Genomic DNA, 13,950 nt, shown 5'->3' with positions numbered 1-13,950 from the left:
TACGGTGAATCGCCCGTATGTGCGACGGTGGTCCTCTGTTCACTCGGGTGGCGGCTCGGCGCCACTGACGGCTCCTAATCTCACGGGAAACATCACATTCGTCACAGCAGCGAGTGAGGACCCGCGATGGAAGCGAAGCGCCCGGTGTTCCCCGAGTACGACCCGGACGACGTCAGCTCGAACACGTCAGGCAACCGGTCGTTCGGGGAGGTCGTCCAGCGGCGGATGTCCCGCCGCACCGCCCTGGTGGGCGGCACCGCGGCGGCGGCCGGCTTCCTCGCCGCGGCCGGCCTCGGCACCGGCACCGCGACGGCCGCCTCCGGGGGCCCGGGCGACGGCGGCTGGCAGGGCGGCGTCAGGCCGCGCCGCCTGCTCGGCTTCTCCCCGGTGCCCACCAGCACCGCGGACGAGTTCACCGTGCCCGAGGGGTACGAGACGCAGGTGCTCATCCCCTGGGGCACGCCGATCCGCCCCAGCGGGCCGCAGTGGCGCAAGGACGCCTCGAACTCCGCCGCCGAGCAGGCCGAGCAGATCGGCATGAACCACGACGGCATGCACTTCTTCCCGCTCGGCAACGGCCCCGCGGGCAGCCGCCGCGGCATGCTCGTGCTCAACCACGAGTACGTCGACCAGGAACTGCTGTTCCCCGACGGCCCGGAGGAGATGACGGCCGAGAAGGTGCAGAAGGCGCTCGCCGCGCACGGCGTCAGCGTCGTGGAGGTCGAGCAGCGCGGCGACGGCCAGTGGCACGTCGTGGAGTCGCCCCGCGCCCGCCGCATCACCGGCTCGACCCCCGTCACCTTCTCGGGTCCCGTGGGCCCCGACCACCCGGCGCTCGCCGCGGCGAACGAGCCGATGGGCACGCTGAACAACTGCTCAAGCGGCTACACCCCGTGGGGCACCTACCTCGCGTGCGAGGAGAACTGGAACAGCTACTTCGGCACCGAGGACCCGGACTGGGAGCCCACCCCGGCCCAGGCCCGCTACGGCGTCTCGGCCTCCGGCTTCGGCTACCGCTGGCACGAGGCCGACCCGCGCTTCGACCTCGCCGCCAACCCGGGCGAGATCAACCGCTTCGGCTGGATCGTCGAGATCGACCCGCGCGACCCCGACGCCAAGCCCGTCAAGCGCACCGCGCTCGGCCGGTTCAAGCACGAGGGCTGCACCGTCACCGAGTCCCGCGGGCACGTCGTGGCCTACAGCGGCGACGACCAGGACGGCGACTACATCTACAAGTTCGTCGGCAAGGGCAACTGGCGCGTGCACCGCGCGCTGGGCCGCAGCCCGCTCGACCACGGAACGCTCTACGTGGCCCGCTTCGACGACGACGGCTCCGGCACCTGGCTGCCCCTCGAACACGGCACGGGCCCCCTGACGTCGGCCAACGGCTTCGCCGACCAGGCCGACGTGCTGCTGCGCACCCGCGAGGCGGCCGACGCCGTGGGCGCCACCCGCATGGACCGGCCGGAGTGGATCGCGATCAACCCCAAGACCGGTGACGTCTACTGCACGCTCACCAACGGCAGCGGCTGGGACAACGCGGTCAACCCCCGCACCCCGAACCCGTACGGCCACATCATCAGCTGGACCGAGGAGGGCGGCCGGCACACCGCCACCTCCTTCTCCTGGGACATCTTCGTCCTGGCCGGCGACCCCGCCTACGACGAGCAGGTCGACCTGCGGCAGTCCGGCATCTTCGGCTCGCCCGACGGCCTCGCGTTCGACGCCGACGGCCGCATGTGGATCCAGACCGACGTGTCCAACTCCTCGCAGAACCTGCCGGAGCGCGGCTACGACAACATCGGCAACAACCAGATGCTCGCGGCCGACCCGCGCACGGGCGAGATCCGCCGCTTCCTGACCGGGCCGCGCGGCTCCGAGATCAGCGGCGTGGCCTTCACGCCCGACCAGCGGACCATGTTCGTCAACGTCCAGCACCCCGGCGAGTCCACCACCGCGTGGGGCGCGCCCTCGCCCGAGGACCCGCGCGCCGTGAGCAACTGGCCCGACTTCGACCCCGAAGGCCGGCCCAGGTCCGCCACCGTCGTCATCCGCCGCACCGACGGCGGGGTCATCGGCGCCTGACGCCCGCGGGCCCCACGCCGCCCGCCCGGGTCCGCGCCGGCGCGTTCAGCGCCGCGCGCGGCCCGGGCGGGCGGCGGCCGTTCACCCGTGCCAGTCCAGGCACACCACCATCGCGTCGTCCTCGGGGGACGGCCCGCCGCGGTAGCGCGCCAGCTCTTCGAGCACCGCGCGCGGCACCTGCCCCGGCGGCAGCAGCCCGGTGCTCGACAGCGCGCGGGCCAGCGCCTTCTCCTCGTACCGCTCACCCGCGGGCGAGGCGGCGTCGTACACGCCGTCGCTGAGGAAGAACAGCCGGTCGCCCGGCTCCACCCGGAACCGCTCGGGCCGGTACTCGGTGTCCTCGAACATGCCGAGCGGCAACTGCGCGTCGAACGGCGGCAGCTCCACCCTGCCGCGGCGCCGCAGCCACATCCGCGGCGAGCCGGCGTCGATCACCGTCACCAGCCCCGTGGCCAGTTCGAACCGCAGCAGCAGCGCCGACACGTACGCGACGCCCCGGTACTGCCCGTACACGGCCTGGTCGGCGAGGTACGCCTGCTCGGCGAGGCCGAGCCCGGCGCGCCGCGCGTTGCGCAGGGCGTTCACGGCCAGGTTGGTCAGCAGCGCGGCCTCTATCCCCTCGCCCATCCCGTTGATCACGGTCAGCGTCAGGTGCTCGGCCGAGGTGGACCAGTCGAAGACGTCGCCGCGGATCGCGTACGCGGGCTCCAGGTGCCCGCCCAGGTCGAACTCCGGGCGCGAGACGGACCGGCCCGGCAGCAGCTGCCACTGCATCTCGGCCGCCAGCGTGAGCCGTTCGGTGCGCCCGGCCCTGAGGTAGAGGTCGGTGTCCCGGTCGGCGACCGCGACGGCGTGCCCGAGCGCCTCGGCGATCTCGCCGAGTTCGGCGATCACGTCGGCCGCGAGCCGGTCGCGCGGCACGCGGACCGTCAGCACGCCCACCGCGTTCCCGCGCACGCTCACCGGCAGGTGGGCGGTCAGCAGCGCCGAGGGGTCCGCTGCCGCCGGCCCGTCGAGCGGCTCCACGAAGGGCCGCTGGGAGCCGAACGCCCGCCCGGCCGGGCCGGTCCGCGCGGACACCACGCCCGCGTCGCCCGAGGCGTCGCCCTCCACCGGGCGCAGGGCGTCCATCGCGTAGTCGACGAGCCTGAATTCCACCTCGTGCACGGCGTAGTGCCGTGTCAGGGCGGCCCGGAGGGCACCGGGCAACCCGTGGGGGGCCGCCGTGCGCAGAGCGCGGTACGCGGCCAGAAGTCTGTCCACCGTGTGGGATCCGCCTTCTTCAGAAGTGACGTTGCCCACCGGCCGCGACGACCGGCGGGCAAGGATGTGGTACCGGACATCCGGGATGACAAGCACGAGCGTGAGTGCCACAGTGAGACACGTGAATCGGCCTTCTCCGCACCGCTCTCCGGACGCAGCCACCCTGGCGGCGTCCGAAATGATCGAGTTGCTGGAGATTCTGTGGGAACGAGGACGGGATGCCGCGTCGCCCGCGCCCGTCTCCTCCTCCCAGCTGCGGGTGCTCTACATACTGGAGCGCGACGAGGGGATCAACCTCCGCAATCTCGGCCGCCTGCTCGGCGCCGCGCCGTCCTCCGTCAGCCGGCTCTGCGACCGGCTCCAGGCGGTGGGGTTCGTCGAGCGGACGACCAGCCCCACCAGCCGGCGCGAGGTGGAGCTGTGGCTCACCCCGAGCGGGCGCCGTTTCCTCGCCGAGCTGCGCGCGCGGCGCGAGGCCGCGCTGCGGTCCGCGATCTCCGCCATGTCGCCCCCGGCCCGCAAGGCCCTCACCGAGGGACTCTCCGGGTTCAGGGCCGCGGTGCGCAAGACCACCGACATCGGCGGGGAGCGGCCGGGCGACCAGTCCGCCAGATCCGCGTAGCGGGGGCTGCGGTCCCATGCGGACTCCTTGCTGGTCGGACGGCACATGAGGGGAGCAGGCACCGGTGTACGGGCAGGGCTTCCGGCCCTGGACGGATGAACGCTAACATTTGCCGGAGTGCAACTATGAGGCTCACGGTGATTGAGCTGACGATTGATGACGTCGGCGCGACCGGAGGCGTCGACGGCGAGAGGGTTTGTTGTGAGTGCCATCGAGTCAGCCGTGCGTGACCGGCTGATCCATACGCTGCGTGACCATCACGAGGAGATCGCCCAGAACTGGGTGCGCCTCCAGATCGACCAGGAGGTCATGGTCAGCGGGATCGGCGAGGACGAACTGCGCCGTGAAGCCGGCCAGTTGCTCTCGGCGCTGCTGGCGGGCCTGGAGAGCGACATGGCCGCGGGGCGCCTCGCGGCGGAGCACACCGAGGTGCGGGACACCATCACCGAGCTGTCGCTGCGCCGGGCCCGCGCGGGCGCCACCCCCACCGCGACCTCGCTCGCCGTGCTGTCGCTGAAGGAGGTCATGCTGGAGATCCTCCAGCGCTCCACGCAGAACGCGCGGGAGCTGTTCGAGGCGGCGGTCGTGATCAACCGGCTGCTCGACACGGCGGGCGTGCTGTCGTTCGACACCTACGTCGCCAGCCGCGAGGAGATCATCAGCCGGCAGAGCAGGCAGCTGATGGAACTGTCCACTCCCGTCGTCCGGCTGTGGCGCCACGTGCTCGCGGTGCCGTTGATCGGGACCCTGGACACCGACCGCACGCAGGTCGTCATGGAGAGCCTGTTGCAGGCCATCCAGGCCGACGAGGCCCAGGTCGCCATCATCGACATCACGGGCGTCGCCACCGTGGACACCTCCGTGGCGCAGCACCTGATGCAGACCGTGGCCGCCGTGCGCCTGATGGGCGCCGACTGCGTCATCAGCGGCATCCGGCCGCCCATCGCCCAGACCATCGCCCAGCTCGGTCTCGACCTGTCGGCCATCACCACCAAGGCGACCCTCGCGGACGCGCTGGCCGAAGCCATCAAGATCACGGGCCAGGCCCGCATTCCCACGGGTGAGACGGTCGGCCGGTGACCGGAAGGCACTCGGCCGGTGTGCCGATCCTGCGCCTCGGTGACGTCCTCGTCACCGGTCTGCTCGACGAACTCGACGACCGGTCCGCCATGGGCTTCGTCGACGAGCTGACCGAGCGCATCGCCCGCGAGGCCGCGACCGGTGTCCTCATCGACATCTCCCGCCTCGAAGTCATCGACTCGTTCGTCGCCCGCACCCTCAGCGAGCTGACCACCACCGCCCGGCTGCTCGGCGCCCGGGTGATCGTCGCGGGCATGCGGCCACCGGTCGCCATCACACTCGTCGAGCTGGGGCTGAAGCTGCACGGTGTCGAGACCGCCCTGAACGCGGAGGCGGGCATGGCCGCACTCGGTTGGTACCGCACCAACCGGCTGGGGGAGGCAACCCGTGGCGATGACGCCTCCTGACCATCGGGCCACGCCGGACCTGGGCACCGGCCCCCGCGCCGCCGCGGCCGTGCACCGCGTGGAGTTCCCCGTGCGCACCGAGGAGGACCTGCTCGAAGCCAGGCACGCCGTCCGGGCCGCCACCCAGGAGATGGGGTTCGGACTGGTCGACCAGACCCGCGTGGTGACCGCGGCCAGCGAACTGGTCCGCAACGCCTACATCCACGGCGGCGGCGGCACGCTCGTCGTCGAACGGCTGCGCCGCCCCAAGGGCAGCGGCCTGCGGCTCACCGTCAGCGACAGCGGCCCCGGCATCCCCGACGTGGAGGCCGCGCTGACCGACGGCTTCAGCACCGGCGCCGGACTCGGGCACGGACTCGGCGGCGCGCGGCGGCTGATGCACGAGTTCGCCATAGAATGCCCGCCCGGCGGCGGGACCACTGTGTCCGTCACCCGCTGGACGGCCGGATAACGCCGTGCCCCCCCGTGCCACGCGACCGCGGATCACCCGGCAGGTCCGCATCGACCACCGCAGCGCCGTGCACCTGGCCGTCCGCGCCGCCCGGGAGGCGGCCGAGGAGGCCGGGCTGCCCGGCGCCCTCCCGGAGAAGGCCGCCGTGCTCGCCAGCGAGCTGGCCACCAACCTCCACAAGCACGCCGTCGACGGCGTGCTCTACCTCCAGCCGCTGCCGCTCGACCACGGCGTCGAAGTCGTGGCCGCGGACCGCGGTCCCGGCATCGGGAGCGTGGACGCCGCCCTCACCGACGGGTTCACCACCAGCGGCACCCTGGGCACGGGACTCGGCGCGATCCGCCGCATCGCCACGGACCTGTCCATCCGCACCGGCCCCACCGGCACCCTCGTCGCCGCCCGGCTCACGATGCCGGGCACCGCGCCCGTCGCCGCCGGTGCCGTGGGCACGGTGTGCCTGCCGGCCGGCCCGCAGGAGCAGGGCGCGCGCCACGAGGACCTGGCGTGCGGCGACGCCGCCGCGGTCGTGGAGACCGAGGCGGGCCGCACCGCCGTGCTCATCGACGGCCTCGGCCACGGACCGGCGGCGGCCGAGGCGGCCGGCAGCGCGATGACGGCCTTCCTCGCGGCCCCGGGCGCGCCGTTGTCCCCGCTGATGACCGCGCTCCACGATGCGCTGCGCCGCACCCGCGGCGCGGCCGTCGCGCTGCTGCGGAACGCGGGCGGCACCATGGAGTTCTGCGCGACCGGCAACGTCAGGCTGGTGCTCGCCGACGGGCAGCGGGCCCGCGGCGGCCCGCAGGGACCGCCCGGTATCGTCGGCTACAACCTGCCGCGGCCGGTGGTGCACCGGCTGCCCGCCACCGCGGCCGGCGTGTGGGTCCTGCACACCGACGGCATCGACGCCGCCTGGAGTCGGGACCCGGCCCCGTTCCTGCTCCGCCTGCCCCCGTCCCTGCTCGCCCCCGCCCTCGCCCACCGGCACCGCCACGACCGCGACGACGCGGCGGCCATCGCCCTCGCCCCGTAACGCCATGACGACGACCGAAAGCAGCCGCTTCACCAGCGCGGCGCAACTGCTCGGCGCGGTGCGCCTGACGGCCCGCGCCTACCGCCTGCCCGTCGACCTGCGGGCCCGCCTCGCGGTCTCGGTGGCCGCCGTGGCCGCGGCGGAGTTCGCCGCGGACCGGGCCGTCCGCCTGGAGACCGAGGTGCGCGCGGACAGCGCGGGCCGGGCCGGCGCGCTGCGGCTCACCTGCCGCCCCGACGAGGTGGGCAGCCGCCAGCTCCCCGCCGAACTGCCGCTGCCCGCGCAGGTGCTGACCGACGGTTCCGTGCTGTGGGACCTGCCGCTGCCCGCCGGGCCGCCCGCGCCCGCGGGCCCGGACGGCGCGGACGAGGACGCCGCCGAGCACGCCGCCCGCGAGGAGGAGCTGCGCCACGCACTCGAACGCGCCGAGACCCTGGCCGCCGAGCACCGCCGCCTCAAGGACGAACTGGCCGAGACCAACAGCGGCGTTCTCGCGCTCTACGTGCAACTGGAGGAACGGGACGAGCGGCTGCGCCGCGCGCACGGCAAGACGCTGCGCGAGCTTGAGGACGCGCTGCGCCCGCCGCCCATCGTCGTGGACGGGCTCGAACTCGCCGTCCACTACGCCCCGGCAGGCACCGACGCGCCCACAGGCGGCGACCTCTACGACTGGTTCCGCCTGCCCGACGGTTCGGTGCACATCACGGTCGTCGACGCGCTCGGCCACGGCGTGCGCAGCACCCGCAGCGCCCTCAACGTCACCCACGCCGTGCGCACCCTCGCCCTTGAGGGGCACGGCATCGAGTCGATCATCGCCCGCACCGACGAGATCCTGCTGCCGTTCGACCGCGACCTGATGGCCACGGTGCAGCTCGCGCGGCTCGACCCGGCGACCGGCGAGCTGCTGCTCGCCAACGGCAGCCACCCGCCTGCGCTGCTGATCGGCGCCGACGGCAACCACAGGTACCTGGAGGTCAAGGGCCGAGGCATCGGCTTCCCGCTGCCGGGCAGCGACGCGGTGCTGCGCACCGGGTTCGCGCCGGGCGACCTGCTCGTGCTGTACACCGACGGGCTGACCGAGAGCCGCAAGGACCCGCTGGAGGGCGAGGCCCGGCTGATCCGCGCCGCGGCCCGCCACGCCGGGCGGCCGATAGGCGAGGTGCCCTCGGCCATCGCGGAGGACATGCACACCGTGATCCTGCACCCGGACGACACGCTCGCCCTCGCCGTCAGGGCCCTGTCCTGGCCGGCCGCCGCCGGTCCTGTCCCGCCCGCGCAGCTCGGCCCGGTGCCGCGGAGCGGCGCGTGAGGCGCCCCGACGCGCCGCGGCGGCGGGAAGCGGTCGCCGTTCCCGAGGACTTCGCCCGCCTGACCGCCGCGCGGGAGGGCGAACGCGGACTGGCCTGGCTCGCCGGGCTGCCCGCGCTGGCCGGCCGGCTGCTGCGGCGCTGGGACTGCGAGGTCGCGGGGCCGGTGGCGCACGGCGAGGTCGGCATCGTGGTGCCGGTGCGCCGCGCGGACGGTGCTCCCGCGGCGCTGAAGGTGTCCTTCACCCACCCGGGCAACGTGCACGAACCGGACGCGTTCGCCGTCTGGGAGGGCCGGGGCGCGGTCCTGCTCCTCGAACGGGACGACGCGGCGTTCGCGATGCTGCTCGAACACGCCGGGCCCGGCACGCTGGCCGATCTCCCCGACACGGAGGAGGCCGTCGCGGAGGCGGGCCGCCTGCTGCGCCGGCTCGCCGTGCCCGCCCCGCCTGGGCTGCCGCGGCTCGCGGACCTCGCGGACCGGTGGGAGGAGGAACTGCGCGCGAACGACGAGGCGCTGGGCCGCCCCATGTCGCGGCGCGCCACCGGGGCGGCGCTGGCCGCCGTGGCGGAACTCGCCGGTGACCAGCCCGCGGTGATGGTCCACGGCGACCTGCACTTCCGCAACGTGCTGCGCGGGGCGCGCGAGCCGTGGCTCGCCATCGACCCCAAGGGCCTGGTGGGCGACCCGGCGTACGACACGTTCTCGCTGGTCAGGGCGAGTCTGCTCGACGTGGTCGGCTCGGGTGACCTGGCGGGCCACGCGCGGCGGCGGGTCGCGGTGTTCGCGGAGGCCGCCGGCCTCGACGCCGAACGCGCTCTGCGGTGGACCCAGTTGCTGACCGTGCGGTCGGCCCACTGGCACCGGGCGCACGACCGGGACCCGGGGTTGGCGCGGCTGACCGAGCAGCTGGCGGAACAGCTCCTCTGAGTCCGGCCGCGCCCCGGCCGCCCCCCCCCGGGCCCGGGGGCGTCAGTGCGTGACGCGCTCGAACGGGGTCGGGGTCGCGCCGGTCCAGCGGTACAGGTGCACCTCGCCCTCCTGGCCGCCGGGCACGGGACCGCCCTCGGCCGCGTAGTAGTAGCCGTTCCCGAGCGCGGCGAGCCCGTAGTCGCCGTGGAAGTCCCAGCCGCGGATGCCGGTGGCCGGGTCGTGGAGGCCGTCGTCGACGAGGCTCAGCAGCCGGCCGTGCTCGCGCTCGGGCTGGCCGGCGATCTCGCCGCGCTGCGGGCGGGCCGAGCCGTCCACGATGAAGAACGAGTAGTTCGGGAAGCCGGGCTTCACCCCGTTGTAGACCGCGAGCATCCAGTCGCCCGTGTACGCGTCGTACTCCAGGTTCTGCACGCCGAACCTGGTGTTCCCCGTGTACACGAAGTACTTGCCGGCCGTGCGGCGCGGCCCGCTGCGGTGCGGCTCGCTCTGCGTCAGCGGGCGCTCGTAGCGGTGCCAGGTGCGCACGTCGTATTCCAGGATCACCTGGTGGTCGTTGTCGGCGCGTTCGGTGTTGGAGTACACGCCGTAGGCGACCATCAGCCGCTGCGGCCCGCCCGTGCGCCCGAAGGACGGGCCGAAGGAGACTCCGTCGATGCCGCTGCACCCGTAGCGGTGGTCCGCGGTGTCGGCCGTGTCGCCGTCGAACACGCCGTCGCCGTCCATGTCGGCGGTGAAGTCCTCGACGACCTCGTCGAGGTGGACGGCCGTCATGACGCCGTCGGTCTCGGCGTCGAGGCCGATCCGGTCGACGGCGGCCCCGTCGAAGACGGCTATGTAGAACGCCTCTTCCGCCTTGTACTCCAGCGATCCGTACACGCGGCCGTCCCGCGGGTTGAGGTCGATGTCCCCGAGGTGCCCGGTCAGGCCCTCGACCGTGCCGAGGACGTTGCCCTCCAGGTCGGTCTTCACCAGCATCTGCGTGAAGGACCAGTAGACCCAGCCGTGTTCGTGGTCGACGGTGACGCCCTGGACGTGGCTGGTCGGCCAGGTTCCGCCGTGGATGCTGAGGGGCAGGTCGCGCGGGTGGCCGGGCCGGCGGCCCGGGTCCCGGTGGGGCACGTCCTGCGGGGTGGCGCCCTGTGGCGAGACGTTGTGCGGAAGCGCGTCCGCGGCGGGCATGGTCGGAACGGGCATGGTCCCGGCGGGAGTCTGGGCGGGGGCGGTCTGAGGGGGCATGCTCTGAGGGGGCACGGCGAACGCGGGGGTCGCGGCGGCGACCGCGGCGGCTGCGAGGGCTGCGGCGAGGGTCGGCCTGGCCTTGCGCACGATGTTCTCCCTGGCTCGGTGGGGGAAAGCAAACGGACCCTAGGGAACGGGAGTTTCCGGCCCGCCCGGCCCGGGAGTCGCGCGGACGACGTCCGTGTGAACAGCCGTGGGGGAGTGGGCCACCCTCGGCATTCCCGCGCACCACGGGTGCCGAAGCATCCCGTGCGCCCCACCGTCCTGTGCGCTCGCGCGCGGTGGCGGACGCGCCGCGGTCAGGCGGACTCCCTGCGGACCAGTTCGGTGGGCAGGATCACCGCCGAGGCGTCCTCGCCCGCCATCCGGGCGAGCAGGACGCGGACCATCTCGGAGCTGATGCGGTCCCACGGCTGCCTGACCGTGGTCAGGCCGGGCCGGGAGGCCACCGCCGCCGTCGAGTCGTCGAAGCCGCCGACGGCCACGTCGTGCGGCACGCGGCGGCCGGCGCGTTCCAGCGCGGCGAGCGCGCCCCGCGCCATCAGGTCCGAGGCGACGAACAGCGCGTCGAGGTCCGGGCGGCGCGCGAGCAGCCGGGCCGTGGCCGCCGCGCCGCCGTCGTGGCTGTAGTCGCCGGTCTCCACCAGGTCGTCGTCCGCGGGCAGGCCGGCCTCGTCGAGCACCTCGCGGTAGCCGGCCAGCCGTTCCACGCCGCCCGGGGTGTCGAGCGGCCCGGTCACCGTCGCCACGCGCCGCCGGCCCGTGGCCAGCAGGTGGCGGACCATCTGCCGGGCGCCGCCCCGGTCGTCGGCCGCCACGTGCGCCAGGCCCGTGGCGCGCCCCACGGGCCGGCCGCACACGACCACAGGCAGGCCGGCCCGCACGAGCGTCTCGGCCATCGGGTCCCCGGTGCGCGAGGAGACGAGCAGCACGCCGTCGACGTGGCCCGCCGAGACGTAGCGGGTGATGCGCCGCTGCTCCGCGCCGCTGCCGGCGATCATCAGCAGCAGCGGGATGTCGTGCGCGGCCAGCGCCTGCGTGCAGCCGCGCAGCAGCACGCCCAGGTTCGGGTCCTCGAAGAACCTCTCCTGCGGCTCGGTCAGCAGGAACGCCGCGGAGCCGGAACGGCCGGTGATGAGGCTGCGGGCGTGCCGGTTGACGACGTAGCCGGTCCTGCGGATCGCCGCGTTCACGGCCTCGGCCGCGGCCGGGCTGACGTGGTGCCCGCCGTTGAGCACCCGGGAGACGGTGCCGCGGGAGACGCCCGCCTCCCGCGCCACGTCGTGGATCGTCGGCCGCCTGCGCCGGGTCGTGTTGTTCGTCGGGCTCACGGGCACGACTGTACGGCGCCGCTGCGAGAGCCGGGGCGAGGGCTGGGATCGTGCACAGGAAGGGCCCGATCCAACCCTTGTCAATGGTCGGTGCTGTGCGGTTATGTTGCCTGTGCACGTTCACAGGAAAGGCAGCTCGACAGATGCGCATGGACCGACTCGCGTTCGGCGGGGACTACAACCCCGAGCAGTGGCCCGAGGAGCTGTGGCCGGAGGATGTCGCGCTGATGCGCGAAGCCGGGGTGACCCTCGTCAGCATCGGGATCTTCTCCTGGGCCCGGCTCGAACCCCGCGAGGGCGTGTACGACTTCGGCTGGCTCGACCGGATCATCGACCTGCTGCACGAGGGCGGCATCCGGATCGACCTCGCCACCCCCACGGTCGTCCCCCCGGCGTGGTTCTACCGCGCGCACCCCGAGGCGCTGCCGGTCACGCGGGAGGGCGTGCGCCTGGAGTTCGGCTCGCGCGGGGCGATCTGCCACAGCTCGCCCGCCTACCGCGAGGCCGCCGCGCGCATCACCCGCGCGCTCGGCGAGCGGTACGGCGACCACCCGGCGCTCGCGCTGTGGCACGTGCACAACGAGTACGGAGTGCCCGTCCTTGAGTGCTACTGCGACGTCTCCGCCGCCCACTTCAGGCGCTGGCTCGCCGAGCGGTACGGCACCCTCGACGCGCTCAACGCGGCCTGGGGCACGGCCTTCTGGGGCCAGGCGTACGGCGAGTGGGACGAGGTGCAGCCGCCCAGGCTCACCCCCACCACGGCCAACCCCGCGCAGCGCCTGGACTTCGCGCGCTTCGCCTCCGACAGCGCGCTGGAGAACTTCCGCGCCGAGCGCGACCTGCTGCACGAACTGTCCCCCGGCGTGCCGGTCACCACCAACTTCATGGTCTCGCCCACCCAGTGCGACACCATTGACTACTGGAAGTGGGGCCGCGAGGTCGACATCGTCACCAACGACCACTACCTGGTGGCCGAGGACGACAGGAACCACATCAACCTCTCGTTCGCCGCCGACCTCACCCGTTCCGTCGGCGCCGGCCGCCCCTGGCTCCTGCTCGAACACTCCACCAGCGCCGTCAACTGGCAGCCGCGCGGCATCGCCAAGCGGCCGGGCGAGATGGCGCGCAACAGCCTCGCGCACGTCGCCCGCGGCTCGCAGGGCGCGATGTTCTTCCAGTGGCGCGCCTCACGCGCCGGCGCGGAGAAATTCCACTCGGCGATGGTGCCGCACGCGGGCACCGACAGCCGTGTGTGGCGCGAGGTCGTCGAACTCGGCGGGCACATCGACGCGTTGGCGGACATCATGGACACCCGCACGGTGGCCGACGCGGCCGTCGTGTGGGACTGGGAGTCCTGGTGGGCGCACAAGCTGGAGTGGCGGCCGAGCGACGACCTGGGCACCAGGGAACGCGCGGAGGCGTGGTACGCCGCGCTGTTCGACCAGCACCTGACCGTCGACTTCGCGCACCCCGAGTCCGGTGACCTCGCCGGCCGGCCGCTGGTCGTCGTCCCGGCCCTCTACCTCGCCACCCGGGCCGCGGGCGAGAACCTGCGCCGCTACGTCGAGGGCGGCGGCACGCTGGTGGTGTCCTGCTTCTCGGGCATCGTCGACGAGCACGACGCCGTGCACCCGGGACCGCACCCCGGCGCGCTGCGCGACGTCCTCGGCCTGGTCGTCGAGGAGTTCCAGCCGCTGCGCGCGGGCGAGACGGTGCGGCTGGCAGGCCCTGAGGGCGCCACCGCGACCGCCGACGTCTGGGCGGAGACCGTCCGCACCACGGGCGCGGAAACGGTGTGGACCTACGCCGACGGACCCGCGGCCGGCGGGCCCGCGATCACCCGCCACCGGCTCGGTGACGGCACCGCCTGGTACGTCTCGGCCCGCGTGGGCCAGGAGGGGCTGCGCCAGGTCCTGGCCGCGGCGGGGAAGGACGCCGGTCTCGACCCGCGCGACGACCTGCCCCGCGACGTCGAGGTGGTCAGGCGCGCGGGCCCCGGCGGCGACTTCCTGTTCGCGATCAACCACACGGCCGAGGACCACGAGGTGGCCCTGCCCGCCTCCGGCACCGAACTGCTCACCGGCACCCGCGCCGACGGCCCGCTCGCCGTGCCCGCGGGTGCCACCCGGGTGGTGCGCCTGGACCGGTGACGCCCCGCGGGTGAAGTCCTGTCACTCATGGAAGGGACCCATGATGCACAG

At 73.9% G+C, this 13,950-nt stretch carries 12 protein-coding genes; 9 read left to right on the top strand and 3 right to left on the bottom strand.

The genetic code is table 11. The features are described from left to right. Positions 1-126: 126 nt before the first annotated feature. Positions 127-2,085: a PhoX family protein gene (locus LC193_RS04215; protein ID WP_226071678.1), complete on the top strand. Its 1,959-nt coding sequence runs from the start codon at positions 127-129 to the stop codon at positions 2,083-2,085. An 81-nt stretch (positions 2,086-2,166) separates the two neighbouring features. Here the strand turns inward: LC193_RS04215 and LC193_RS04210 are convergent, their stop codons facing one another. Then, positions 2,167-3,348: a PP2C family protein-serine/threonine phosphatase gene (locus tag LC193_RS04210; RefSeq protein WP_226071676.1), complete on the bottom strand. Its 1,182-nt coding sequence runs from the start codon at positions 3,346-3,348 to the stop codon at positions 2,167-2,169. Positions 3,349-3,526: 178 nt separating this feature from the next. Here LC193_RS04210 and LC193_RS04205 point away from each other — a divergent pair, with 178 nt between their 5' ends. From LC193_RS04205 to LC193_RS04175, 7 genes are all read left to right on the top strand, one after another. Beyond that, complete coding sequence (locus LC193_RS04205; RefSeq protein ID WP_226071674.1) at positions 3,527-3,970, top strand: MarR family winged helix-turn-helix transcriptional regulator; 444 nt, start codon at positions 3,527-3,529, stop codon at positions 3,968-3,970. Between the two features lie 201 nt (positions 3,971-4,171). Beyond that, positions 4,172-5,050 carry an STAS domain-containing protein gene (locus tag LC193_RS04200; protein ID WP_226071673.1) on the top strand — a complete coding sequence of 293 codons (879 nt, stop codon included), beginning with the start codon at positions 4,172-4,174 and terminating at the stop codon, positions 5,048-5,050. Further along, positions 5,047-5,457 (top strand): STAS domain-containing protein, encoded by a 411-nt coding sequence (locus LC193_RS04195; RefSeq protein WP_226071671.1) that lies wholly within the window; start codon positions 5,047-5,049, stop codon positions 5,455-5,457. Before LC193_RS04200 ends, LC193_RS04195 begins: the two co-directional genes overlap by 4 nt. Further along, positions 5,444-5,908, top strand: a complete 465-nt coding sequence (locus LC193_RS04190; protein ID WP_404819514.1) for an anti-sigma regulatory factor — start codon at positions 5,444-5,446, stop codon at positions 5,906-5,908. The genes LC193_RS04195 and LC193_RS04190 overlap by 14 nt, the downstream gene beginning before the upstream one ends. Positions 5,909-5,912: 4 nt before the next feature. Then, positions 5,913-6,938: an ATP-binding protein gene (locus LC193_RS04185; RefSeq protein WP_226071667.1), complete on the top strand. Its 1,026-nt coding sequence runs from the start codon at positions 5,913-5,915 to the stop codon at positions 6,936-6,938. Positions 6,939-6,942: 4 nt separating this feature from the next. After that, positions 6,943-8,247, top strand: a complete 1,305-nt coding sequence (locus tag LC193_RS04180; RefSeq protein WP_226071666.1) for a PP2C family protein-serine/threonine phosphatase — start codon at positions 6,943-6,945, stop codon at positions 8,245-8,247. Next, entirely contained in the window at positions 8,244-9,176 is a 933-nt protein-coding gene (locus LC193_RS04175; RefSeq protein ID WP_226071664.1) for an aminoglycoside phosphotransferase family protein, read from the top strand. Before LC193_RS04180 ends, LC193_RS04175 begins: the two co-directional genes overlap by 4 nt. A 42-nt stretch (positions 9,177-9,218) precedes the next feature. Here LC193_RS04175 and LC193_RS04170 read toward each other — a convergent pair whose 3' ends face one another. Both LC193_RS04170 and LC193_RS04165 read right to left on the bottom strand, forming a co-directional pair. Next, positions 9,219-10,505 (bottom strand): hypothetical protein, encoded by a 1,287-nt coding sequence (locus tag LC193_RS04170; protein WP_226071662.1) that lies wholly within the window; start codon positions 10,503-10,505, stop codon positions 9,219-9,221. Between the two features lie 212 nt (positions 10,506-10,717). Further along, positions 10,718-11,749, bottom strand: coding sequence for a LacI family DNA-binding transcriptional regulator (locus tag LC193_RS04165; protein ID WP_226071657.1), 1,032 nt, complete (start codon positions 11,747-11,749; stop codon positions 10,718-10,720). A 149-nt stretch (positions 11,750-11,898) separates the two neighbouring features. Between LC193_RS04165 and LC193_RS04160 the strand changes: the two genes are divergently transcribed. Continuing rightward, entirely contained in the window at positions 11,899-13,899 is a 2,001-nt protein-coding gene (locus LC193_RS04160) for a beta-galactosidase (RefSeq protein ID WP_226071656.1), read from the top strand. Positions 13,900-13,950: the final 51 nt, after the last annotated feature.

Origin of the sequence: Streptomyces marincola (genome assembly GCF_020410765.1) — a bacterium.
GTDB classification, from domain to species: Bacteria; Actinomycetota; Actinomycetes; order Streptomycetales; family Streptomycetaceae; genus Streptomyces; species Streptomyces marincola.
This window is presented reverse-complemented; position numbering and strand designations above follow the sequence as displayed.